We start from the raw sequence: 23,075 nt of genomic DNA, 5'->3' as shown, positions 1-23,075 counted from the left end.
GGGGAGCCCTCGCGGTATCGGACTGAGCGCGCTCCGCGGGCTGTGCGGGTTCTGCGGGCTCCGTGGGCTGGGGCCCGACCGCCGTACGCACGGCGGGACTTGAGTGAAGAACTTCCTTCGGCATGGCACCGAGCGTGACCGTTCGCACCTCCGGTGACCAGGGAATCAACTGGTACGCCGATCAGCCGTACCAGTTCCGTACGTGCGCGCCCCGCCCCCGGACCCGCATCCGCGTCACCCTCGTACGAGAGACGGCCGCTTGGCGTCGAACCGCCAGTCCGGGACGAGGTATCGCATGGCGACGGAGTCGTCCCGGCCGGACAGCGATTTCTCCCGGTAGAGCTCGTGGGCCGCGAGGAGCCGGTCCATGTCGATCGTCACCCCGAGACCGGGGAGACGGGGAACGGCGACCTCTCCCCCGTCGATCCGCGGCGGGTCGACGGTGAGGCGTTCCAGTCCCTCCTGCCAAATCCAGTGCGTGTCCAGGGCGTTGTACTCGCCCGGGGCCGCCGCGCCGCAGTGGACCATCATCGCCAGCGAGACGTCGAAGTGGTTGTTGGAGTGGCATCCCCAGGTCAGGCCCGTCGCATGGCACAGCTGAGCCACTTGCACGGAGCCCCGCATCGTCCAGAAGTGCGGGTCGGCCAGCGGGATGGAGACGGACTGGAGGGCCAGGGCGTGCGTCAGTTGCCGCCAGTCGGTCGCGACCATGTTGGTCGCCGTGGGAAGTCCGGTGGCGCGGCGGAACTCCGCGAGGATCTCGCGGCCGGAGAACCCCTCCTCCGCTCCGCACGGGTCCTCTGCGTAAGCGAGCGTGTCCGTCAACGGCCCGCACAGCTCGACCGCTTCGCGCAGCGACCACGCGCCGTTCGGATCGAGCGTGATGCGGGCCTGCGGGAAGCGCTCCTTGAGCGCCCGTACGGCCTCGGCCTCCTCGCGGCCCTCCAGGACTCCGCCCTTCAGCTTGAAGTCCCGGAAGCCGTACAGGTCGTGGGTGGCCTCGGCCTGGCGGACGATGCCGTCGGCGGTCAGCGCCTCCTCGTGCCGGATGCGGTACCACTCCACGCCGGAGGCGGGCTCGCGGCAGTACTCCAGGTCGGTGCGGTCGGGGTCGCCCACGTAGAAGAGGTAGCCGAGGACGCGGACGGCGTCCCGCTGCTGACCGTCGCCCAGCAGCGCGGCGACGGGCACGCCGAGGTGCTGCCCGAGCAGGTCCAGCAGCGCCGACTCGACCGCCGTGACGGCGTGGACGGTGGTGCGCAGATCGAAGGTCTGCGCGCCCCTGCCGCCGGAGTCGCGGTCCCCGAACCTCTGGCGGATCTCGCGCAGGACGCGCTTGTGGTCGCCCGGCTCGGCGCCGAGGACGAGGGGTTCGGCGTCGCGCAGGGTCCGCGTGATCCTCTCTCCGCCGGGTGCCTCGCCCACTCCCGTACGTCCTTCGGAGTCCTCGACGACGACCACGTTGCGCGTGAAGTAGGGGCCGTGGGCGCCGGAGAGGTTCAGGGTCATGGAGTCCCGGCCGGCGACGGGATACACGGTGAATGCGGTGACGACGGGTCGTGTCACGACTGCGCCCCTTCCGATGCGTGGATCTGGATCGTTGCCGAACTCGCCCTCGTCTCACATGCGTCGAGGGCGTCTCCGCTACGCCGGCCGGCGGCGCCTCTCATACGTTGAAGGCGTCGAGGGCCCACTCGACGGCCAGTACGCCGCCGAGCCCCAGGATCGCGAGTACCGTCGTGTAGGTCGTGCGCGCCTTGATGGCGTCGATGACCGACAGGTTGAAGTACTCCTTGAACATCCAGAATCCCGGGTCGTTGACGTGGGAGAAGGCGATCGATCCGCACGAGACGGCGAGCACCATGACCTCGGGGTGGACGCCGCTGCCCGCGAGGAGCGGCAGCACCACGCCGGAGGCGGTGACGACGGCGACCGTCGCCGATCCCAGCGCCACGCGCAGGATGACGGCGATGAGCCACGCGAGGATGATCGGGGATATGGACCAGCCGTGGGTGACGTCCTTGATGTAGTCCGAGATCCCGCCCTCGACGAGGACCTGCTTGAACGCGCCGCCGGCGCCGATCACGAGCAGGATCATCGCCATCGCCTGGGCCGCCGAGGCGCACGACGCGCTGACCTCCGAGAGGCTGCGTCCGATCCGCGGCCCGAACGCCCACACCGCCAGCAGCAGCGTCAACAGGAGCGCGATCGGCGCCGATCCGACGAAGGCCACGAAGTGCAGGAGCGGTCCCGACCCGGACGCGGCCATGTCCGTTACGGCCGCACCGGCGATCAGCACGACCGGGAAGAGGGCGACGCACAGCGACCAGGCCATGCCCGGCATCTCCTCGTCGGTGAAGACGCGCTCGCTGACCAGGCCCTTGGGAATGGAGGGGTTCATCGCCCTGACGAACGGAAGGCGCGGCCAGAGCAGGGCGATGAGCGCACCGAGGGGGACCGCGATGAACAGGCCGTAGAACAGCGTCAGTCCGATCGAGGCGTGGAAGGCCGCGGCGACCGCGGTGGGGCCGGGGTGGGGCGGCAGGAAGCTGTGCATGGTGGACAGGGCGATCGACATGGGGAGCCCGACCCAGAGCAGATTCTTGCCCGTGACCCTGACGATGGTGAACGCGACGGGCACGATGATCACGAACGCGACCTCGTAGAACATCGTGACGCCGATGAGCATGGCCGTCACGACCATCGCCACCTGGACCCGCCGCTCCCCGAAGGCGTCGAGCAGCGTGTTCGCCACGCGCTGGGCGGCGCCGGAGTCTCCCATGACGCGGCCGACCATGGCGCCGAGCCCGATGGTGAGCATCGTGTCGCCGATCTGGTCGCCGATGCCTCCCGAGAGGACTTCCGGGATCTTCGCCACGGGTATGCCCTGGACCAGGGCGACTCCTACGGCCACCAGGAGCAGGGCGGCGAAACCGTTGAGTTTCAGCCTCGTCATGAGGAAGAGCAGGATCAGGACGCTGATCCCGACGGCGACAAGAGGCATGCGTCAGTTCTCCTTTGGCGGGGCGTTCTGGCGGGGGGCGTTCTGGCAGAACATGAGGCGTGGCGTGGGGGCTTGTGGGCTTGCGGGCCCGCGCGCGGGCGAGCCGTCCGTCTCGGCGCGTGCCGCGCGGCCATTCCGGTCGGCGACGGCCCACGCCAGGAGGGCCGGAGGTTGCCGGCGCTACCGCCGTCCGGCTGCGGGCCGTCGCGACGGGACCGGTCCTCCGGGGCCGTGCGCGACGCCGGGTCTCAGACGCCCGTCGGCGTCGGGCGACGCTCGTCTGCCGGCATCAGACAACTGACACCCGTTCAGGATTGTGAACTGCGGCGTGGAGCCACGGTGTACGCGGCGCCGGGCCCGCGCACCCGCGCGCGGACGCGCACCGCATTCCGGCGCGGGCCGGGATCGCCGTGCTGGCGGCGCGCATCGCACGCTGCCGCCGCACGGGCGTCTCACTACGTCGGTTGCCTTCACGCTGTTCCGATCCGTGGACGGCAGGCGTCTTCAGTCGTCTTCATACGGGGATGCTGTCTATGTATGAGAATGGAGGCTAAGGTTGTGGCCAGGCGGGGTCAATGGGTGTGCAGCCGCCGGCCGCGAATCGGCCGCCCCCCGACCCCGATCGAGACCCCAACTCCCGGGACACAGCCGTGAACACAGCACACAGCGCCCTCCACGCCACGCGCCCCGAAGGGGGCGGAACGACGCCCGGCGGAATCCGCTGGATCAGGCTCTCCTCCGTACGTCTCCCCCTCGATACGCCCGTCAGCGACGCCAAGGTGCTCACCGGCCGGCAGCGGCCGATGACCGAAGTCGCCCTGCTCTTCGCCGAGATCGCCACGGAGGACGGCCACGAGGGCATCGGCTTCAGCTACTCCAAGCGCGCCGGTGGGCCGGGCCAGTTCGCCCACGCGCTGGAGATCGCCCCCGAGCTGATCGGCGAGGACCCGAACGACATCGACCGGCTCTGGACGAAGCTCGTGTGGGCGGGCGCCTCGGTGGGCCGCAGCGGTCTCGCCACGCAGGCCGTCGCCGCCTTCGACGTCGCCCTGTGGGACCTGAAGGCCAAGCGCGCCGGCCTGCCGCTGGCCAAACTCCTCGGCGCACACCGGGAGTCGGTGCGCTGCTACAACACCTCGGGCGGCTTTCTGCACACCCCCGTCGAAGAGCTCCTGGAGAACGCCTCCGCCTCCCTCGCCGACGGGATCGGCGGCATCAAGATCAAGGTGGGCCATCCGGACCACCGCGAGGATCTGCGCCGACTGACCGCCGTACGCGAGCACTTGGGCGACGACGTGCCGCTGATGGCCGACGCCAACCAGCAGTGGGACAGGCCCACCGCCCTGCGCATGGGCCGTGCGATGGAGGACTTCTCCCTCGTCTGGCTCGAAGAGCCGCTCGACGCCTACGACGCCGAGGGCCACGCCGCTCTCGCCGCCACGCTCGACACCCCGGTCGCCACCGGCGAGATGCTCGCATCGGTCGCGGAGCACCGGGAGTTGATACGGGCGGGCGCGGCCGACGTGCTCCAGCCCGACGCGCCCCGCATCGGCGGCGTCACCCAGTTCCTCAAGCTCGCCGCACTGGCCGAGCACCAACACCTCGCGCTCGCACCGCACTTCGCGATGGAGATCCACCTCCATCTCGCGGCGGCCTATCCGTACGAACCGTGGGTTGAGCACTTCGACTGGCTGGACCCGCTGTTCAACGAGCGCCTGGAGACGGGTGGCGGCCGCATGCGCGTGCCCCGGCGCCCCGGCCTCGGCATCACCCTCACCGAACAGGCGCGCGCGTGGACGCACCAGATGTGCGAGGTCGGCAACCGGCCCTGAGGGCAGGGGCTGTCGGGGGCGTCCGGCTCGTCCGTCAGTGCGCGCCGTCGAGCAGCGCTCCCGCCGCCGGAACCCAGGGCTTCAGGCCCAGTTCGGTGAGGATGCGGTGCGCCGTGGCCGTCGCCGCCGTCAGCACCGGGAGCCCCGAGGCGTCCTCGACATGCTGGACCGCGGAGAGCGAGGGCATCTGCACGCACGCCGACAGCACGATCGCGTCGGCGCGGGCGAGGTCGAGGCGCCGCCAGTGCTCCCGCAGATCCGCGGGGTCCAGGCGGGCGACGGCGAGGTTGTCCGGGACCTCCAGGCTCAGCGAGTCGACGACCTCCGTCCCCGCGTCCTCGATGTAGTTCACGACCGTCTCGGTGAGCGGCTTCATATACGGCGTGACGACCGCGACGCGCTTCGCGCCCAGCGCCCCGATCCCGCTCAGCAGCGCGCCCGCGCTGGAGACGACGGGAACCTGCGCGCCCTGCCCCGCGAGCACGGCGGTGATCTCGTCCTCCGCCGTGCAGTGGTGGCCCGGGCCCTGCGCCATGATCGCCACCAGGCAGGCGGTGGCGACCACGTCCGGCCGGGCGTCGGCCAGTTCGAGGGCGGCCCGCTCGGTCTGCGCGTTCATCTCCTTCAGCTGCTCCGGCGTCACCTTGCGCATCCGCATCCGGCTGCTGTGGAAGACGAAGCGGTCCGGCGTCCGCTCGCCGTGCCCCGCCTCCTCCCTCGCCCGCAGCATGCGCGGCAGTTCGGTCTCCATCGTCAGATTGGAGCTCGGGACGATCATGCCGATGTGGTGGTCTGCCATGGGAGGCCTCCGATCTCGCGCGATCTCGCGGCGTACGGGTCGCACTGGGGGCGGAGCCGCACGGAGAGTTAATCCGAACACGTACTATCTGGTCGCGCAAGGCCCTCGCACGGTTTCGCTCACCGGGCACGGGCCTCGCGGTGGTCAGCCGTCCCCGGCGAGCCCTTCCCAGTGGTCCGCCAGCTCCGTCAGCTCCCGCATCAGCCTGCGGCGCTCCGCGCCGGATCCGTAGCCCTCCAGCAGCCGCTCGTCCAGCGCCCGCGCGCGGCCGTCGGCCTCGCGCAGCGCCCGCTCCCCGTCGTCGGTGAGGTAGAGGAGCTTGCGCCGCCCGTCGTCGGCCGCCGTGCGGCGCACTATCAGTCCGCGCTTCTCCAGGCGCCGGGCGACGTCCGCCATCGTCGAGGTGTCCAGCGCCACCGCCGAGGCCATCGCGCTCTGGTCGTGTCCCGGCGCGGCGTCCACGGCGGTGAGGACCGCGAACTGCGGGCCGGTCAGGGTCGGATCGACACTGCGCACCCATGCCGCGAGATAGGCCTGGTAGAGACGGCGCACCTGGTATCCGGGAGCGGCGAGCAGCGCCGCGGGAGGGGCAGCCGTGCCCGAGGCCGGTGAGGTCTTGTCAGCCATGGGCCCACTAAAGCACGGCGGTACGACGGCTCGTTCCGCGCCTCCCGCACCCCGTCCGCTCATGCGGAAACCGAGCCGGGAACCCGGCCCGGGAACGAGCCGGGGCCGGTGCCCGGGACCTGCCCGGGACCCGGATCGGGGCTCACGCGAGCATCCCGCGCAGCGCCTCCCGAAGGGCGTCGAGCGCGGCCTCGGGGTTGTCCCAGAACACCATGTGCCCGGCGCCGGGGATGGCGGTCAGCAGGGCCCGCGGGTGCGCCCGCGTCGCCTCCTCCGCGCCCGCCGGGGTGACGACCGGGCTGTCCTCTCCGTAGAGCAGCGCCGTGGGTGCGGGAACGGAAGGCCACCAGTCGAAGAAGTCCTCGCTCTCGAACCCCTGGTGCGTGGCGCGGAGCGCCTCCTCGCCGCAGCTGGAGAGCCAGCGGGCACGCAACTCCTGCTCGCGGCGCGGCCAGCGGGGCCATGCCGCGGCGACCTCGTCGGCGTCGGTGCCGCGCCGCGCCTGCTCCAGCTGGCCGAGGAACGCGGGCAGCGTCGTGGGGTACGGATCCCTGCCGGGACCGCTCATGGGCGGGTCGACCAGCACCGTGCCGCGCAGGGGCACCTTGGCCCGTACTGCCGTGACGGCCGCGATCCTGGCGCCCATCGAGTGCCCGGCGACCAGGGGGCGCCGCAGGCCGAGGCCGGTGATCCAGGCCTCGGTGTCCGCGGCGTACGACTCCAGCGTGTAGGCACCGCCGTTGCCGCCGCCGTCGCCGTCGTCGGAGAGGCCCCTGCCCCGGATGTCCGGGACGATCGGGCGTACGAGATCGGTCAGCCGCCGCGCGACGAAGTCCATCGTGACGGCGGGGCTCGTGATCCCGGGCAGCAGCAGCATCGGCACGCGGTCGCCGGCGGCCTCGCCGGAGGCGCCGTCGCCGTAGTCGAGAGCGTGCAGACGCAGCGGGCCGGAGCGCAGCCATCGGCTGCGGGCGGGGACGTCGGCGAGGTCGGCGAGGGCGAGCTGGGTGACGAACCGGTCTGGCATGCGTGGGCCTCGAAGCAGTCGTACGGGACGGGACGTCGGGGAGAGGGGGCGCGAGGCGCGGGCGTGGCCCGTGGACTCGCGTACGGCGGCGGTCAGTTGGTCAGCCGGCCGGATGGCCGGGCGGGGCGGAAGCGGGCAGCTTGCCGAGGTACGCGAGCGCGTCGCCGAGCGGCACGACGTCGCCGTACTTGGCCTGGATGTCGAACAGCGCGGCGTCGTGCGGCCCTTGGGCACGGTCGCCCGCGCACTCGCGCGGCACCAGGGCCGGGAAGCCCGACTGCACGGCGTCCACGACGGTGGCCCGTACGCAGCCGCTGGTGGTTGCTCCGCAGACCAGCACGGTGTCGCATCCCAGCCCGGCGAGCGAGGCCGCGAGCGGAGTCCCGAAGAACGCCGACGCGCCCTTCTTCACCACGAGCAGGTCCTCGGGCCGGCGCGGGAGCCGCGGATCGAGCGCGACGGCCTGCGTGCCCTCGACGAGCGCGCGCATGCCGGGCGCCTTCTCCAGCCAGGTCACCGAGCGGCCCTCCGCCTCGGCCGGCGTGTAGGCGATCACGGTCCAGATCACGGGGACGCCGGCGGGGCGTGCCGCGTCCACGAGGGCCGCGGTCGCCTCGACGGTGCCGGTCAGGTCCGCGCCGGTCGGGTAGGCGTCCTCGGTGAATCCGCGGGTGAGGTCGACGACGACGAGTGCGGGGCGGCTGCCACGCCGCACCGGTGCGCCGAAACCGGCGCGCTCGTAGGTCCGGTCGGTCTCCGCGCCGTAGCGGCCCGGCTGCCCGTACGGTTCCGAAGTCACGGGCGCCCCCTCGGAGCGGTACGGCAACGGTGCCCGCCGAACGCCCGGCTGAGGAGCCACCCCTGGAAGACGCCGAAGGCGAACGCACCGGCGAGCGGGGCGTACTTGGCCGCCGCCGGGCCGAAGAGCAGGGAAAGACCGCCGAGTTCGGAGCCGCCCGACGGGATGGCTGACATACCGGCCGGCCCCGGCTCCCGTACCGCGGCGGGCACGTGCGCGACGCCCGGCCCCCCGCCGGCCGGCAGGGAGGAAGCGGGCACGGAGGAAGCCACGGTGGCGGCGCCGCGGCGCTGCGAGTCCAGCAGGGCGCCGAGGTTCCTGGCGAACTGCTGGAGAATCCTGTCCGAGACGGCCGCGACCGCGCCCTTGCCGAACTGTGCGATCTTCCCGCGGATGACGAGGTCCGTCGTCAGCCTCAGCTCGGCGCCCTCCGGTGCCTCCGCCACCTCCAGCGCGACCTCCGCCTCGGCGTCGCCGCTGCCGTGCGCGTCGTCGCCCCGCGCCTGTACGCGCAGCCGCCGCTTCTCCTCGTCGACCTCCAGGAACCGCACGGAGCCGGAGTACGAGGCGGTGACCGGGCCGACCTTCACCTTCACCCGGCCCGTCCAGGCGTCGCCGTCCCTGCCGTCCAGCGTCGCGCCCGGCATGCAACCGGCCACCCGCCGCACGTCGTTGACGAGAGCGAACACCTCCTCCGGAGACGCCTCCACCAGGACCGCGTTGTCGATCCTCATCGAACCTCCTCGCGCTCTTCGGCGCCGTCCGGATCCGGTACACCGGGCTGCCGCCCGAGCGCGGCGCGGCGACGGGCGGCGCAGTCGTCGATCGCCTCGACGATGGTCTGGTAGCCGGTGCAGCGGCACAGGTTGGAGGCGACGACCTCGCGGATCTCCTCCTTGGACGCCTGCGGCCGCTCGGCCAGGAATCCCTCCGCGAGCATCAGGAACCCGGGTGTGCAGAAGCCGCACTGCAAGCCGTGGTGCTCGCTGAACGCCCGCTGGAGATCGCTGAGTTCGCGCCCCTCCGCGAGCGACTCGACGGTGCGGATCTCGCTGCCCTCCGCCTGTGCGGCGAACATGAGGCAGGCGCGGACCGGCGCGCCGTCGAGCAGCACCGTGCAGGCGCCGCAGATGCCGTGCTCGCAGCCGACATGGGTGCCGGTCAGCCGCAGTTCGTGGCGGAGCACGTCGACGAGCGTGCGGCGCGGCTCGGTGAGCACGTCGTGCGTCTCGCCGTTGACGTGCAGGCTGATCAGCTGCTGATGCCCCGGGTCGGGCGGGCGGTGCGTCGTCTCCGTCATGAGGTGTGCTCCAGCGCTTGTGCGGACTGAGCTGGTTGAGCGGACCGAGCGGAGTGGGCTGAAGGTGCCCGCGGCGACGCCGGCGCCGGCGGGCGCCCCCCGTCGAGCGCGTCGGCGACCGTCTCCGGCGTGACGGGTGTGTCGTTCAGCTCGACGCCGGTAGCGAGCAGCGCGTCGTTGACGGCGTTGAGCACCGCGGCGGGCGCCCCGATGGTGCCGCCCTCCCCCACGCCCTTCGCGCCGGTCTCGGTGAACGTGCAGGGGGTCTCCAGGTGGTGGATGCTCACCTCGGGGATCTCCATCGCCGTGGGGACCTTGTACTCCATGAAGCTGACCGCGGACGGCGCGCCCTGCTCGTCGTAGGTGACCTGCTCGAAGAGCGCTCCCGCGATGCCCTGGGCGATGCCGCCCCTCGTCTGCCCCTCCACCACCTTCGGGTTGACGGCCACACCGCAGTCCTCGACGCAGACGTAGCGCAGGATCTCCACCCGGCCCGTCCCCTCGTGGAGTTCGACGACGACGCCGTGCGTGGCGTTGGAGAACGTGCCGTCGTTGAAGACGTCGAAGGTCGCCGACGCGGTCAGCCCCGGCTCCACGCCCTCGGGCAGCAGATGCGACCTGAGGTAGGCGATGCCGGCGAGCTCCCGGTAGCCCACTGTGCCGCCGCTCGCGGGGTGCGCCACGACGCCCTCGCCCAACTCCAGCTCTTCCGGGGGCACTTCGAGCACGGCGGCGGCGATCGTCTTGAGCTTCTCGCCGAGCCGGGCCGCCGCCAGCCGCACCGCGCTGCCGCCGATGGCGATGGAGCGGCTGGCGAAGGTGCCCCAGCCGTAGGTGATCCGGTCGGTGTCGCCCTGGTGGATGCGCACCCGCTCGATGTCCAGGCCCAGTTCGTCGGCGGCGATCTGCGCCATCGTCGTCTCGTGGCTCTGGCCGTGGCTCATGGTGCCGGTCGTGACGACGACGGCGCCGCTGGTGTCCATCCGTACCTCGGAGATGTCGAAGCCGGGGACGACCTCCATCTTGCGCTGCGCGAAGGCTGCCGAGCCGTAGCCGGTGCGCTCGCTGAAGCAGGCGTAGCCGACGCCGATGTGGCGGCCCGCGGAAGCTGCCTCCTCCTTCGTGGCGTACCAGCCCTCCTCGGTCAGCACGGCCTCGCACAGATTCAGCGACTCCAGATACGAACCGGGGTCGTACGTCACGTTGTTGACGCCCGTGTAGGGGAATTGCGTGATGAGGTTCCGGCGGCGTATCTCCGTCGCGCCGAGGCCGAGTTCGCGAGCGGCACGCTCGAAGAGCCGCTCCATGACCATCACGTACTGCGGGCGGCTCACGCCCCGATAGGGCGCCGTGGGCGCCTTGTTGGTGGTGACGGCGCGCGCCCGTACGCGGTAGGCGGGGACCTTGTAGACGCCGGGCATCTCGGCGGAGGCCATCAGCGGCTCGATGCCGGCGGTGAAGGGATGGCAGGAGTAGGCGCCCATGTCGCAGACGATCGCGGCGTCGAGACCGAGGATGCGGCCGTCGCCGTCGAAGGCCGCGCGCACGTCGTAGTGCTGTTCGCGGGCGAGGAAGGAGGCGGAGAGCGCGTCCTTGCGGTCCTCGATCCACTTCACCGGGCGGCCCAAGCGCAGCGCCGCCGCGCCCACCGCGATCTCCTCGCGTCCGACGACGCACTTCTGCCCGAAGCCGCCGCCCATGTCCGGGACGACGACGCGCACGGCGCGCTCGTCGAGTCCGAGGCAGCGCGCGGCAGTCGTGCGCACCTGGTGCGGCACCTGCGTCGACGTGCGCAGCAGAAGCTGCTCCTCGCGGTCGTCCCAGGCGGCGAGGACGCCCCGCGTCTCCAGGGGAAGGGCGTTCTGCCGCCCCGTACGGGACTCGACGCGGACGACGCACGGCGCCTCGTCGAAGACGCCGTCGATGCCTTCGGTGGCGAACATCGAGACGTCCAGCAGGGTGTTGGCCTTCGCCTCGTCGTGCACGAGCGGCGCGTCCGGCGCGAGTGCCGCCTCCTCGGAGAGGACGGGCGGACGCGTCTCGTACGTCACCTTCGCCGCCTCGATGCCGTCCTCGGCGGCGTACGGGTCGCGTGCGACCACCACCGCCAGCGGCTCGCCGGCGTAACGGACGCGGTCGCGCGCCAGGACCGGCATGCCGGTGGGGACGAACTCGGTGATCGGCCGCCCCAAGCGCGCCGTGATGTCGGCGAGCCCGAGGTCCCGCGCGTCGAACGCCGCCACGACGCCCGGCACTTGCCGTACGCCGGACAGGTCGAGTGCGGTGACCTCGGCGTGGGCGACGCCGCTGCGCACGAACTGCGCGTGCAGCATGCCCGGAGCCTCCAGGTCGTCGGTGAAGCTTCCGCGGCCGCTGAGCAGCCGGGGGTCCTCGCGGCGCCCGACGGACGCGCCGATCCACGCGCCGTCCGAACGGCCCCCGCGGGCGCGGCCGTTGGGGCCGCCGTTCGGGGTGCCGTTCAGGGTGCCGTTCGGGGTGCCGTTCGGGCTGCCGCCGCCTGCGCTGCCCCGCTTCCCGTTCGTCTCCTCGTACGTCATCGGGCGATCGCCTCCTCGCATGCGCGCGCCACCAGGGTGCGGATGAGACGCCGGCGGTGGCGCGCGCTGCCGTTCGCGTCGGAGGGAGGGTCGGCGGCGGCCGCCGCCGACTCGGCGCACTCGGCGAAGAGTCCGGGCCCGGGCGGGCCACCGCGTGCGAGCACGGCCTCGGCCTCCGGGACCCGTACGGGCCGCGGTGCGACCCCGCCGAGCGCGACGCTGCCTCCGCTCACGCTCCGGCCGCCGGGTGCGAGCCGGAGGTCGACGGCCGCGGCGACGACGGCGAAGTCGCCCCGGCGCTCGGCGAATTCGGTGAGCGCGGCGTTCGGCGCGGGCCGCGGGAAGACCACCTCGACGAGGATCTCGTCGGGCTCCAGCGCGGTCGTGTAGTAGCCGTGGAAGAAATCCCGCGCCGGGATGCGCCGCTCCCCCGACGGGCCGCGCGCCACCAGTTCCGCGTCGAGCGCGACCGCGAGCAGGCACCACTCGGCGGTGGAGTCCGCGTGGGCGAGGCTGCCGCCGACGGTTCCGCGGGTGCGCACGGGCAGGTGCCCGATCCAGCGCATGGCGTCCCGTACGACGGCGAAGCCGGGGCCGAGCGCATCGGGCGGCGCGGTCTCCACGGCGTGGTGCGTGGTCAGGGCCCCGATGCGGAGGCCGCCGCCGCGGCCGGGGCGGAGGCCGCTGAGGCCCTGGAGCCCGCCGATGTCGACGAGGTGCTGCGGCCGCGCCAGCCTGAAGTTCATCATCGCCACGAGGCTCTGCCCTCCCGCGATGATCTTCGCTTCGTCCCCGAGCTCGGCGAGCAGTCGTGCCGCGCCCTCGACATCGCGCGCACGGTGGTAGGTGAAGGCGGCGGGCTTCATCTCACTCCTCTCCTCTCTGCTCGGCTGTGCTGCTCGGCTGTGCTGCTCGGCTCTGCTGCTCGGGCGTGCTCGGCTGTGCCGACCGGATGTGCTCGCCGGATGTCCCGCGGGCGCGGGGACGAGGGGCCACGCGCCCGCGCCCGCAGGACGGCTCAGCGACGACTCGGCGTCGGTTCGGCGGCAGTTCAGCGCCAGTTCAGCCCTGCACGGGCGTCTTCTCAGCGAGCAGCGGAACAGTCGTCTCCTCGCCCACCGGCTCGTCGTCGATGTCGTCCAGGTCCTTGCCCTTGGTCTCCGGAGCGCCGAAGGCCATCCAGACCACCGCGAGCACCACGACCGCCCCCAGCACCGTGAACGTCAACGGCAGCCCGAGCAGCGGCCACATCAGCGACCCGAAGAGCATCGGCGCGAACCCGGTGCTGATCCGGCTGACCGACGAGGCCCACCCGAAGCCGCTGGCGCGCAGCGTCGTCGGGTACAGCTCGGCGGCGTACGCGTAGAGCACGGGGATGGTCAGCTGGATCAGGAAGCCGAAGACCGCGATCGCCACCAGCGCGGCGTTCTCCGCCTTCAGCACCAGCGCGAAGGCCACCAGCGCCGCCGTGGAGACCGGTGCCGCGACCCCGATGAGCCACTTTCGGCCGACGACGTCCACCAGCCAGGTCGAGACGAGGACGCCGAGGATGCCGACGCCGCTCATCAGGGTGGGCCCCATGAAGGACGCGGTGTCGTTGTAGCCCTGCTCCTTGAGGATCGACGGCATCCAGGTCAGGGCCGCGTAGTAGACCAGCATGATCGTGATGAACAGCAGCCAGGAGACCGAGGTGATACGCGGGTTGTACGTCCACAGCCGCCGGAACTGCTCGACTCCGGCCCGCACGCCCCGTGGCCGGTCCGCGCCCTCGCCCGCTGCGGGCGAGGGGATCTCGTACGGCTCGGGTGTCACGCCCGTACGGGCGGCGAGCGCGTCGATGACCTGCCGTGCCTCGGCCTCCCGGCCGACCCGGGTCAGGTAGATCGGGGACTCGGGAACGCCGCGGCGCACCCAGAACAGCAGCAGCGCGGGCAGCACCATCGTCGCGAGCATCCAGCGCCAGTTGCCCGGCAGCGGCACCATCAGGGTCGCGACCAGGCCGCACAGCGTGACGCCGACCGGCCACCAGAGGTCGAGCGCGGTGAGGATGCGGCCGCGGTACTTCCTCGGCGAGAACTCGCTCACGAGCGCGTAGTCGACGGGGATGCAGCCGCCCAGTCCGACTCCCGCGAGGAAGCGCAGCAGAAGGAAGACCGAGTACTCGGGAGAGAGCGCGCCCAGTACGGAGAACACCGCGAAGATCAGCAGCGTCGCGCTGAAGGCCCGCCTGCGGCCGATGCGGTCGGCGACGGCGCCCCACACCACGGCTCCGACGGCCATTCCGACGAGGTTGGCCGTCGCGACGAGACCGCTCTCGCCGACGGAGAGTCCGAAGTCCTTGGACAGCAACGGCATCAGGAAGCCGTTGAGTGCGATGTCCCACGCGTCGAACAGGTAGCCGAGGCCACCGATGATGAAAATCCTGCCCTGGACGCCCCATTTCCATGGGAGTTCCTGGACTATCTGATCGCCTGTCTTCACGGTTCGCTCCACGGTTTGGTGATGGGCTCATGCGCGTCGCCTGGGATGGACGACGCCGACGCCGGTTCGCTCGCCTGTCAGCGGGACGCCGCATCGACGCGCCCGCCCAGCTCACCGGGAGAATTGGTAGGAGAAGGCCCCCAGGTCGGGGTCGTTGAGCGGTGTGCCGCTCCACAGCCAGTCGTAGGAGACGTCGGACTCCCCGTCGAAGTGCTTCAGCTTCGCGTCGCGTTCCCGCTGCTCGGGCCCGTCGGGGAGGTGGTAGAAGGTCTTGTTGCGCAGCGAGGCCTGCTGCACCATCCCGGCGTGCTTGGCCCGCCGGTCCACATAGCGGCGCAGCGCTCCTCCGATCCCGTCCGCGGTGACGGCGCCCAGCTCCTCCGCGAGCACGGCGGCGTCCTCCATGGCCTGCGAGGCGCCCTGTGCCTGGTAGGGAAGCATGGCGTGGCACGCGTCGCCCAGCAGCGCGATGCGGCCGTCCATCCACACCGGGTCGGGACGCCGGTAGTAGAGGGCGAAGCAGGACACGTCCTCCTTCGCCTTGGAGAGCATGGCGGGGACCCTGTCGTCCCAGCCGGGGAAGGCGTCCGCCAGCTCCTGCGCGTCCGCGCGGGCCACCCATCTCTCGGCGACCTCGTCGGTGCAGGGGACGCAGGCGACGACGTTGAGATACTCGCCGCCGCGGATCATGTAGTGGACGAGGTGGCGGTCGGGGCCGTACCAGATGGTGCTCTGGTAGCGGTCCACGAGCCACCTCGTGGCCGGGTCGGCGGCGATCAAGTCGCCCGGGATCAGGGCCCGGTAGGCCATCTCGCCGGAGAAGAGAAGGGTGTCGTCGGCTCCCATCTCGTCACGCACCCGCGAGCGGATGCCGTCGGCGCCGATCAGGGCGTCGCTCTCGTACCGGCAGCCGTCGCCGGTGAGGGCGGCGGGGCGCCGCGGGTCGGTGCGGTCCAGGCCGGTGACCTTCTTGTCCGTGTGCAGGGTCACCACGGGCCCGGGGCCGTCCGGATCCGTGCAGGCGTCCATGATCACGCGGTGCAGATCGGCCCGGTGGTAGTGCCAGTACGGGGCGTTGTACCGCTCCTTGCAGTACTGGCCCAGCCTGGTCAGGGCGACGACGCTACCGTCCTTCCACCTGCGCCGCACCTGGTCCTGCGGCTCCGTGTGAATGGCCTCCAGCTGCGCGCGCAGTCCGAGCCCGAGCAGGACGCGGCTGGCGTTGGGCGCGGTCTGGATGCCGGCTCCCACCTCTCCCAGCGCGGGTGCCTGTTCCAGGACGGTGACCCGGATGCCCCGCTGGCGCAGGGCGAGCGCGGCTGTCATGCCGCCCAATCCACCGCCGACGACGGTGACTTCGAAAGACTGGCTGGGCGCCAAGGCTCCTCCAGGACGAGGCGTGGACAAGGGGTGGACGGGGCTGCGGCACAGCCCGTACGGGTTGGGAAGGGACGGCCCGAGGGTCGCCGGACTCCGGCGAAGTGCGGCGGCCGGAAGGCGCGGCCCTCCGGCGCGTCAGCGCTCGGTGAGCCGCCCGTCCACGACGACGTCGGTGCCGTCGACGGACACGGTGCAGCCGCGCATCGCGATGTCCACGTGTGCGTAGGACTCGCGGCCGAGCACGGGGTGCGGGCCGGTCGACCAGAGGAAGTTCCCGGCGAAGGCGCGGGCGTCCATGCCCATCAGCTCGCCCTTGCCGTACAGGGCGGTCGCGAACCAGTCGGCGCTCTTCATCAGCCCCCATCCCATGTGGGAGAGGCTGCGGCCCCACTCGTCGTCCGCGTCCTCGAAGAAGGTGTCCAGCAGCTTCGCCTCCGCGCCGCCCGAGATCTTCTCGATGCGGCCGTCGGCGATGTCCAGCGTGACGGGGTCGCGGACGTACTCCTTGAAGGGCAGCAGGATGTCGCCCTCCGCCAGCACCAGCCGGCCGTCCGAGAACTCGGGCCAGCACAGCACCATCGTGCTCGGCCAGTGGTCCCAGCGGCCCGGGTCGTCGGCGAAGCCGACCTGGAACTCCGGGCGGGAGCCCTTGAGCCGCACCGTGAGGTCCGTACCGGCGTCGGAGGTCACGCGCATGATCTCCGAGCGCTCCAGCAGGGCGGACCCCTCAAGGACGCGCTCCTTGTCGGACGCCTGCGGCAGGTTGCGTACGAGCACGTCGGGTGCGTCGCAGACGAAGATGATGCGGGTGCCGGAGCTGAGGATCTCCTGCTGGACGGGCGCGTGGATGAAGCCCTCCTGAGTGAGGTCGACGACGAGGTCCGCCGACTTCAGCAGGTCCTGGGCGGCGGTGTCGTCCAGCACGGACGTCAGCCCGGGCCCGGCGCCGGTGCGGGTGCTGTCCATCGGGGCGGGGCTGCCGCCGGGCACGGTCGCGGAGATGACGCGGGCTCCCAGGGACTTCGCCGCTCCGAACGCGGCGGCGACGTAGTCACCGCGGCTGCCGGGCTCGGCCAGGACGACGACGTGCTCGCCCTCCTCGACCTTGCACAGCTCCAGTTCACGGGTGAACGCGTCGAGCAGATCGACGGACGACAGATCGAACATGGGGTTCCTCCAGGAGTCTTCGCTTCAGCTATGGGGCCTTCGTACGGCGCTTCACCGCGCGAGGGTTGAACGGCGGGAGCGCAGGCCGGAATCGGCCCACCGCATAGGCTCTGACCAGCGGAAATGAGCAGCGTCTGGGCGCCTGACGGAACTAATCCGAACACGTACTAACTCTGCTTGGCAAGGGTTCGCCCAGGAGTTAACGCGAATTTTTCCGGCGGCCCCGCCGGTCTGCGGCCGCCTCCCGGCGGCCCTCCGCAGGCAAGGCGCACGGGGAACCGGTGACGCGCGGACGCGCGTTGGCCTACCGTCGGAGCGACGAAGGACGGGGGCGTATGAGACGCGGCAAGGCAGATCCGTACGGGCACCGGAGGCAGATCCGCGGCCGCACGCCCTCGCCGCGTCCCTGCGGCGCGGAGTGACCGGCGGTGGAACCAGTGGGACCGGAACGCCTGCGCATCGCCGCGGTACACGGCACCAGCCAGGGCAGCGGCTATCTCCTCACGCCCCGGCTCGTCCTGACCGCCGGCCATGTGGTCACCAACCGCTATACGGCGAAGGCTGCGGCGCTCGGCGGTGTCGGCGAGGTCGACTGCCGCGTGGTGTGGGTGCGGCACGACCGCGAGTGCGACGCCGCGCTGCTGCTCGCCAAGGCGGACCTGCTGCCTCCCGACCACGCCGAACTGCTGGACCTTCAGTCCGTGCGCTGGGGCATGCCGCTGGCCCTGGAGACGATGGAGTCCTGTCAGGCGATCGGCTTTCCGCGGGTGCAGCGCGGCAGCGGGGAAGAGCTCGACACCGAGCAGATCGTGGGCACGTTCAAGCCGGGTTCGCGGATGGTCCGCGCCCGCTATGTGCTGGACAGCGCGCACACCCCGCCCTGGCCCGGACATGACGGCGAGTCGCCCTGGGCGGGGATGTCCGGCGCCGCGCTGTTCGCCGAGGGGACCGTCATCGGCGTGGTGGTCGCGGATCCCCACGGCTGGCAGCACGGCCGCCTCGAAGCGGTGCGCAGCCGCGTCCTGTTCGACGACCCGGAGTTCGTCCGGCAGCTGGTGAAGCACACCGGCCACCAGCCGACCGTCGTCGAGTTCTCCGGCCCGGTGCACAATCCGCACGCCGAGTTCGAGCGCCGCTACGCGGACTACGTGGCCGAGTACTACAGCGAACTGACCATCTTCGGACTGGACTTCAGCCGCCAGGAGCACGCCCAGTGGCCGCTGGACACGGCGTATCTGAGCCTCGAACTGGCGCCGCACCACAGCCGGGAGCACGGCCGCGAGCACGCCTTCGACACTTCGCCCGACGGGCCGCCGCACGAGCCGGCCGGCGGCGGGCGCAAGCGCGTCGAGTCGGCGTTCTCCCGCGAGACGCGGATCCTGCTGCGGGGGCTGGCCGGTTCCGGCAAGACGACGCTCGTGCAGTGGCTCGCCGTGACGGCCGCACGGCAGGACTTCCCGGTGGGCCTGGGCCACTTCCAGGGGTGCGTCCCCTTCGTCCTCCCCCTCAGATCCCTGGCCCGGCGCGAGACCCTGCCCGCACCGGTGGACTTCCTCGCAGCGGTGGGCAACCCGCTCGCCGCCAGCCAGCCCGAGGGCTGGGCCGACCAGGTGCTGCACTCCGGGCGCGGGCTGCTGCTCGTCGACGGCGTCGACGAGGTGCGCGAGCGGGACCGCGAGCGCACCCAGCAGTGGCTCAAGAGCCTCATCACCCTCTACCGGGACTGCATCTACCTGGTCACCACGCGCCCCTCCGCCGTGGCCGACGGATGGCTGCACCACCAGGACTTCACCGAGCTCAACCTGCTGCCGATGAACCGCCAGGACGTGACGGCGTTCCTGAACCGCTGGCACCGGGCGGCGGCCGAGACGGCCCAACGCTGCGACGAGAAGGCCCGGTTGGAGACGTACCGGCGCCATCTGACCGATGTCCTGCCCCGCAAGACGGACTTGGCGCGGCTCGCCACCAACCCGCTGATGTGCGCCATGATCTGCGCGCTCAACCGGGACCGTGACTCGTATCTGCCGCAGAACCGGCTGGAGTTGTACCGGGCGGCACTGAGCATGCTGCTGGTCCGCCGGGACGTGCAGCGTGAACTGCCGAGGCCCGAGCTGTCCGGCGGGAGCAGCAGCCAGGAGGCGCTGCGGCAGGACGAGGACGCCCAGCGGCTGTTACTCCAGGACCTCGCCTACTGGATGATCCGCAACGGCCACGTCGAGGCCGACCGCCCGGACGCGCTGAAGATAGTCGGGCAGACGCTGCGGTCGATGCCCCAGATCGCTCCGCCCGAGAAGGCCGAAGAGGTCCTGGAGTACCTGCTGTTGCGCTGCGGTTGCTGCGCGCTCCCTCGCCCGAGACGCTGGAGTTCGTACACCGCACCTTCCAGGACTATCTCGGCGCCAAGGCCGCCGTGGAGGGCCAGGACCTCAACCTGGTGGCCGCGCACGCCCACGAGCCGCAGTGGGAGGACGTGGTGCGGATGGCGATCGGGCACGCGCGTCCGGGGGAACGGGCCGTGCTCCTGCGCCGTCTGCTGGAGCTGGGCGACGCCGCGGTGCACCCGCAGCGCGAGCGCCTGCACCTGCTCGCCGCGGCATGCCTCGAACACGCCACGTCGCTCGCCCCCGAGGTCCGCGCCGAGGTCGAGGAGCGGGCGTCGGCGCTCGTGCCCCCGCAGAACCTGCCCGAGGCCGAACTGCTCGCCGAGGCGGGCACGGTGGCCCTCGATCTGATGCCGCCTCCCGAGGCGCTGACCGCGCACCAGGCCCGGCCGGTGGCCCACACCGCCCGCCTGCTGGGCGGCGAGCACGCCTTCCAGGTGCTGCGCACCTTCCGCGAGAGCACGGACCCGGCGGTGCTCCAGGAACTCGCCGAAGCCTGGGACAGGTTCGACCCCCGCACCTATGCGGAGGACATCCTCGGCCACATGCCGCTGGACGGCGTGCAGCTCACCGTGGGAAGCCCCGAGCAATTGTCCGCGCTGACCGGGATCGGCTCCGTACCGCTGCTGCGCTGCGTGGGGGACTTCCCGGCGGACGAGCTGTCACCCGCGCTGCGGTGCGCGGCTCCGCGCGAGCTCACCCTGGAGGCCAACGACAGGCTGCCGGACGTGGAGTTCCTGCTGGACTGCGTACCGGAGCTGTCGGGACTGGTCCTGTCCGACTGCGGGGGACTCGTGGACTACGAAGCGCTGTCCGTGCTCCCCTTGCGGTCGCTCACGTTGCAGGACATGCCGAGCGGGCCGGACCTCGCTCCGCTGAGCGGCATCACGACGCTGCGTGAGGCCGCGTTCGTGTGGCACCGGCGGGGCCCGGCCCGCCGTCTGTCGCTGCCGGACGTGCCGTTCGCGTCCGGCCTGGAGCAGCTCTCCTTCGACGGCAACCTGACCCTCCAGAAACTGCTCGCCCTTACCCGCTGGCCTCGGCTGACCTCGCTCGATCTGGGCAACGCACCCGTACCGGCACGAGAACTCGGCGTCCTCTCGCGGCTCCCGCGTCTGCGCAATGTCGCTCTCGTCTCCGTCGGGCTGTGCCGGCCGGAACCGGGCCACATCTCCCCGCTCCGCGCCGTCACCACGGCGGTCGTGGAGACGTACGAGAGCCAGGCCCACTGCACTACGGACGAACTCCGCCGCACGTTCCCGTCGTTGCACACGCTCCGGCTGCACATCGCGGCCGGACGGAAGTCGTCGACGGTCGACCTCTCCGCGCTCGCCGGCATCCCGGACCTCCGGGTCCATGTGAGCTCGTCCGGCCGGAACCTGCACGTCACGGGAGCCGACGCTCTGCCGGAGGGCTCGGTCAGAATCCTCCCGCGAGGCCAGGAGGCGGCCGACGACGCCCCGAAGCGGGCCTTCGCGTGGCGGCGGCGGGCACCGCGACGGTGACGTACCGTCGGACCGGTACTCGCGAGCTACGGGGGCAGGGGCAGGATCGTGCCGGACTTCGACAGCATTGAACTCGCCGCCGCAGTAAGGGCGATCAGGGACGAGCTGGTGAGTGCGGCGGCCGCCGCCGAGGACGAGCCCGTGCGCTTCGACGTCGGGGAGATCCAGATGGAGTTCGCGGTCGAGCTCCGCCACGACGCGGGCACCAAGGGCGGCTTCAAGGCGTGGGTGGTCAGCGCGGACGCCGACGCCAGAACGGCCCGGAGCCGCACCCACCGGGTGGCCTTCACCCTCACGCCCAAGGACGTGACGACGGGCCGCGCCGTGGAGATCGGCAACGACTCCCCGGGCGACACGAGCGGCTTCGGGTCCTGACCTCGCCCGGCCGGGAACTGCCTTACGGGAACCGGCGCGCCCTACTCGAAGCGCGCGGTGTCGCCCGCCCCCCTGCGTACGATCTCGGCGCCGCCGCCGGAGAAGTCGATGACGGTGGTGGGCTCGGTCCCGCAGTCGCCGGAGTCGATCACCGCGTCCACCGCGTGGTCGAGGCGTTCCTTGATCTCCCAGCCCTGCGTCATCGGTTCGTCCTCGTCCGGCAGCAGCAGGGTGCTGGAGAGCAGCGGCTCGCCGAGCTCGGCGAGCAGCGCCTGGGTGACGACGTGATCGGGGATGCGCACCCCGACCGTCTTCTTCTTCGGGTGCAGCAGCTTGCGCGGCACCTCCTTCGTCGCGGGGAGGATGAAGGTGTAACTCCCGGGCGTGGCCGCCTTGATGGCGCGGAACACGTCGTTGTCGACGTGCACGAACTGCCCGAGCTGCGCGAAGTTCTCGCACACGAGGGTGAAGTGGTGCCGGTCGCCGAGATGCCGGATCGACCGGATGCGGTCCATGCCGTCGCGGCTGCCCAGCCGGCAACCCAGCGCGAAGCACGAGTCCGTCGGATACGCGATGAGCGCGCCGGACCGGAGGCTCTCGGCCACCGTGCCGATGGTGCGGCGTTGCGGGTTCTCAGGGTGCACGTCGAAGTACTTCGCCATCCACCGAGCGTAGGTGACCACGCCGCGGGCCTCGGCGGCGCGGGCGGCCCGTCGCCCCTCCCCGTACGGAACCCGGTGGCTCTGTTCCTCCGGGGAAGGGCCCTCCGGGGAAGGACGGCGGGACGGCGCACCGCCCGCGCCGAGGCGGACCTCCTCAGCTCAACTTGCCGTCGTAGTCCGGGAGTTTGAAGGTCTTCTCGGCATGCCCGCCCACCACGTCGGTCGGGGTGTTGCCGATGTTGGCGATGATCTTGTAGCCCTGGGCCTCGATCTCCGCGCGCTTGGCGGTCTTGTACTTGCTGACCTCGTCGAAGATGTCCGGCAGATCCCGCACGTACAGCCCGGTGATCGGGAAGCCTTCCTTCTCCAGGTTGTCCTTGGTGAGCGAGTAGATGATGCCGGGCCGGGCGGTGACGAAGTAGACGGCCACGCCACGGGATTCGGCGTAGCGGGCGAGGTCGAGGGTCTGCTGGACCGCGGGCGTCGGCAGCTCCCAGACGGGGTGAAAGTGCGTCTCCAGCGAGGTGTTGTCGATGTCGAGGACGATCGCCATCTTCTCGCCCGCGCCGTCGGAGATGCGCTTCTCCAGGTAGGGGCGCGCCTCGTCGGTGACCGTGCTCACGTCGCGTTTCCACGTGTCGTAGTCGACGTCGTCGGCGCGCGGCTCGCCCGGCTCGCTGGTCTTGCCCGTCTTGCCCGTCTTGCTGGTCTTGCCTGTCTTGCTCGCGTCGGCTTTGGGCTCGGCGGTGGCGACGGCCGAAGTGCCGTGCTTCGCCTGCGAGTCGGCCGGGGCGGAGGTGGCCGTCGTGGGCAGCGCGACGGCCGTGGCCACGGTCGCGGCGGTCGCTCCGGCGACCGAGACCGCTATCCGTACTCTCCAATTACGTCCATGCATGGGGGGTTCACTCCTGAGTCGCAACGCCGACGCGGGATGAGCCGTCGCCGGACCGGCGAGGGGGTCGTGACATGTTCGCGTCTCATCATGGACGGAAGGGAACGCTCCGGCTACCAGTCGGTAGTGATGACATGTTCTACGCCTCCGAAGGGACCACCGAGGCGCCCGCGCACCGGCGGTCGGCGCCTCAGGACGAACTCGGCAGCCGCCCCCCGTACGGAACGACAAGCGGCGCACTGCCATGAACGGTGTGAATATGGGACACACGGCACCGGCTGAGAGG

The 23,075-nt window shown here is 71.6% G+C and carries 18 protein-coding genes; 3 read left to right on the top strand and 15 right to left on the bottom strand.

Going from position 1 to position 23,075, the window contains the following annotated elements; genetic code table 11:
• Nucleotides 1–234: 234 nt before the first annotated feature.
• Together QQM67_RS24970 and QQM67_RS24965 are read right to left on the bottom strand one after the other, a co-directional pair.
• Nucleotides 235–1,566 carry an enolase C-terminal domain-like protein gene (locus QQM67_RS24970; protein WP_314176641.1) on the bottom strand — a complete coding sequence of 444 codons (1,332 nt, stop codon included), beginning with the start codon at nucleotides 1,564–1,566 and terminating at the stop codon, nucleotides 235–237.
• A 100-nt stretch (nucleotides 1,567–1,666) separates the two neighbouring features.
• Nucleotides 1,667–3,004, bottom strand: coding sequence for a gluconate:H+ symporter (locus QQM67_RS24965; RefSeq protein ID WP_314176639.1), 1,338 nt, complete (start codon nucleotides 3,002–3,004; stop codon nucleotides 1,667–1,669).
• Nucleotides 3,005–3,654: 650 nt separating this feature from the next.
• Between QQM67_RS24965 and QQM67_RS24960 the strand changes: the two genes are divergently transcribed.
• Nucleotides 3,655–4,836, top strand: coding sequence for an L-talarate/galactarate dehydratase (locus QQM67_RS24960; protein ID WP_399067537.1), 1,182 nt, complete (start codon nucleotides 3,655–3,657; stop codon nucleotides 4,834–4,836).
• A 34-nt stretch (nucleotides 4,837–4,870) separates the two neighbouring features.
• On the opposite strand, the gene QQM67_RS24955 is transcribed toward QQM67_RS24960, so the two are convergent.
• From QQM67_RS24955 to QQM67_RS24905, 11 genes are all read right to left on the bottom strand, one after another.
• On the bottom strand, nucleotides 4,871–5,635 hold the full coding sequence (locus QQM67_RS24955; protein ID WP_314176638.1) for a maleate cis-trans isomerase family protein: 765 nt from the start codon (nucleotides 5,633–5,635) through the stop codon (nucleotides 4,871–4,873).
• A 144-nt stretch (nucleotides 5,636–5,779) separates the two neighbouring features.
• Nucleotides 5,780–6,262 (bottom strand): MarR family winged helix-turn-helix transcriptional regulator, encoded by a 483-nt coding sequence (locus QQM67_RS24950; RefSeq protein WP_314176636.1) that lies wholly within the window; start codon nucleotides 6,260–6,262, stop codon nucleotides 5,780–5,782.
• 142 nt (nucleotides 6,263–6,404) lie between these two features.
• Complete coding sequence (locus QQM67_RS24945) at nucleotides 6,405–7,289, bottom strand: alpha/beta fold hydrolase (RefSeq protein WP_314176634.1); 885 nt, start codon at nucleotides 7,287–7,289, stop codon at nucleotides 6,405–6,407.
• 100 nt (nucleotides 7,290–7,389) lie between these two features.
• Entirely contained in the window at nucleotides 7,390–8,088 is a 699-nt protein-coding gene (locus QQM67_RS24940) for an isochorismatase family protein (RefSeq protein WP_314176632.1), read from the bottom strand.
• The gene (locus tag QQM67_RS24935; protein WP_314176630.1) at nucleotides 8,085–8,822 is read right to left on the bottom strand and encodes an SRPBCC family protein; all 738 of its coding nucleotides are present in this window, start codon (nucleotides 8,820–8,822) and stop codon (nucleotides 8,085–8,087) included. Before QQM67_RS24935 ends, QQM67_RS24940 begins: the two co-directional genes overlap by 4 nt.
• Nucleotides 8,819–9,388: a (2Fe-2S)-binding protein gene (locus QQM67_RS24930; protein WP_314176628.1), complete on the bottom strand. Its 570-nt coding sequence runs from the start codon at nucleotides 9,386–9,388 to the stop codon at nucleotides 8,819–8,821. The genes QQM67_RS24935 and QQM67_RS24930 overlap by 4 nt, the downstream gene beginning before the upstream one ends.
• On the bottom strand, nucleotides 9,385–11,946 hold the full coding sequence (locus QQM67_RS24925; RefSeq protein ID WP_314176627.1) for a xanthine dehydrogenase family protein molybdopterin-binding subunit: 2,562 nt from the start codon (nucleotides 11,944–11,946) through the stop codon (nucleotides 9,385–9,387). The genes QQM67_RS24930 and QQM67_RS24925 overlap by 4 nt, the downstream gene beginning before the upstream one ends.
• The gene (locus tag QQM67_RS24920) at nucleotides 11,943–12,812 is read right to left on the bottom strand and encodes an FAD binding domain-containing protein (protein ID WP_314176625.1); all 870 of its coding nucleotides are present in this window, start codon (nucleotides 12,810–12,812) and stop codon (nucleotides 11,943–11,945) included. The genes QQM67_RS24925 and QQM67_RS24920 overlap by 4 nt, the downstream gene beginning before the upstream one ends.
• Before the next feature lie 196 nt (nucleotides 12,813–13,008).
• The gene (locus QQM67_RS24915) at nucleotides 13,009–14,427 is read right to left on the bottom strand and encodes an MFS transporter (protein ID WP_314176623.1); all 1,419 of its coding nucleotides are present in this window, start codon (nucleotides 14,425–14,427) and stop codon (nucleotides 13,009–13,011) included.
• 111 nt (nucleotides 14,428–14,538) lie between these two features.
• Nucleotides 14,539–15,807 carry an FAD-dependent monooxygenase gene (locus tag QQM67_RS24910; RefSeq protein WP_314176621.1) on the bottom strand — a complete coding sequence of 423 codons (1,269 nt, stop codon included), beginning with the start codon at nucleotides 15,805–15,807 and terminating at the stop codon, nucleotides 14,539–14,541.
• Between the two features lie 135 nt (nucleotides 15,808–15,942).
• Complete coding sequence (locus QQM67_RS24905) at nucleotides 15,943–16,974, bottom strand: hypothetical protein (RefSeq protein ID WP_314176619.1); 1,032 nt, start codon at nucleotides 16,972–16,974, stop codon at nucleotides 15,943–15,945.
• A 428-nt stretch (nucleotides 16,975–17,402) separates the two neighbouring features.
• On the opposite strand from QQM67_RS24905, the gene QQM67_RS24900 reads away from it, so the two are divergent.
• Both QQM67_RS24900 and QQM67_RS24895 read left to right on the top strand, forming a co-directional pair.
• Nucleotides 17,403–19,706, top strand: a complete 2,304-nt coding sequence (locus QQM67_RS24900; RefSeq protein ID WP_314176617.1) for an NACHT domain-containing protein — start codon at nucleotides 17,403–17,405, stop codon at nucleotides 19,704–19,706.
• Nucleotides 19,707–20,908: 1,202 nt separating this feature from the next.
• Nucleotides 20,909–21,235: a trypco2 family protein gene (locus QQM67_RS24895; protein ID WP_314176615.1), complete on the top strand. Its 327-nt coding sequence runs from the start codon at nucleotides 20,909–20,911 to the stop codon at nucleotides 21,233–21,235.
• Between the two features lie 41 nt (nucleotides 21,236–21,276).
• Here QQM67_RS24895 and QQM67_RS24890 read toward each other — a convergent pair whose 3' ends face one another.
• Both QQM67_RS24890 and QQM67_RS24885 read right to left on the bottom strand, forming a co-directional pair.
• Nucleotides 21,277–21,897 carry an L-threonylcarbamoyladenylate synthase gene (locus QQM67_RS24890; RefSeq protein ID WP_314176613.1) on the bottom strand — a complete coding sequence of 207 codons (621 nt, stop codon included), beginning with the start codon at nucleotides 21,895–21,897 and terminating at the stop codon, nucleotides 21,277–21,279.
• A gap of 154 nt (nucleotides 21,898–22,051) precedes the next feature.
• Nucleotides 22,052–22,792: an HAD family acid phosphatase gene (locus QQM67_RS24885; protein WP_314176611.1), complete on the bottom strand. Its 741-nt coding sequence runs from the start codon at nucleotides 22,790–22,792 to the stop codon at nucleotides 22,052–22,054.
• Nucleotides 22,793–23,075 lie beyond the last annotated feature (283 nt).

This window comes from Streptomyces winkii (assembly GCF_032248595.1).
Lineage (GTDB): Bacteria > Actinomycetota > Actinomycetes > Streptomycetales > Streptomycetaceae > Streptomyces > Streptomyces winkii.
Note: the sequence above shows the minus strand (reverse complement) of the source record. Positions and strands in the feature narration are given on the sequence as shown.

Excerpts from the sequence above, each read along its gene's own strand:
- QQM67_RS24925 (WP_314176627.1), bottom strand. The coding sequence starts at position 11,946 with ATGACGTACGAGGAGACGAACGGGAAGCGGGGCAGCGCAGGCGGCGGC.
- QQM67_RS24965 (WP_314176639.1), bottom strand. The coding sequence starts at position 3,004 with ATGCCTCTTGTCGCCGTCGGGATCAGCGTCCTGATCCTGCTCTTCCTC.
- QQM67_RS24930 (WP_314176628.1), bottom strand. The coding sequence starts at position 9,388 with ATGACGGAGACGACGCACCGCCCGCCCGACCCGGGGCATCAGCAGCTG.
- QQM67_RS24905 (WP_314176619.1), bottom strand. The coding sequence starts at position 16,974 with ATGTTCGATCTGTCGTCCGTCGATCTGCTCGACGCGTTCACCCGTGAA.
- QQM67_RS24950 (WP_314176636.1), bottom strand. The coding sequence starts at position 6,262 with ATGGCTGACAAGACCTCACCGGCCTCGGGCACGGCTGCCCCTCCCGCG.
- QQM67_RS24885 (WP_314176611.1), bottom strand. The coding sequence starts at position 22,792 with ATGCATGGACGTAATTGGAGAGTACGGATAGCGGTCTCGGTCGCCGGA.
- QQM67_RS24955 (WP_314176638.1), bottom strand. The coding sequence starts at position 5,635 with ATGGCAGACCACCACATCGGCATGATCGTCCCGAGCTCCAATCTGACG.
- QQM67_RS24890 (WP_314176613.1), bottom strand. The coding sequence starts at position 21,897 with ATGGCGAAGTACTTCGACGTGCACCCTGAGAACCCGCAACGCCGCACC.
- QQM67_RS24935 (WP_314176630.1), bottom strand. The coding sequence starts at position 8,822 with ATGAGGATCGACAACGCGGTCCTGGTGGAGGCGTCTCCGGAGGAGGTG.
- QQM67_RS24945 (WP_314176634.1), bottom strand. The coding sequence starts at position 7,289 with ATGCCAGACCGGTTCGTCACCCAGCTCGCCCTCGCCGACCTCGCCGAC.
- QQM67_RS24920 (WP_314176625.1), bottom strand. The coding sequence starts at position 12,812 with ATGAAGCCCGCCGCCTTCACCTACCACCGTGCGCGCGATGTCGAGGGC.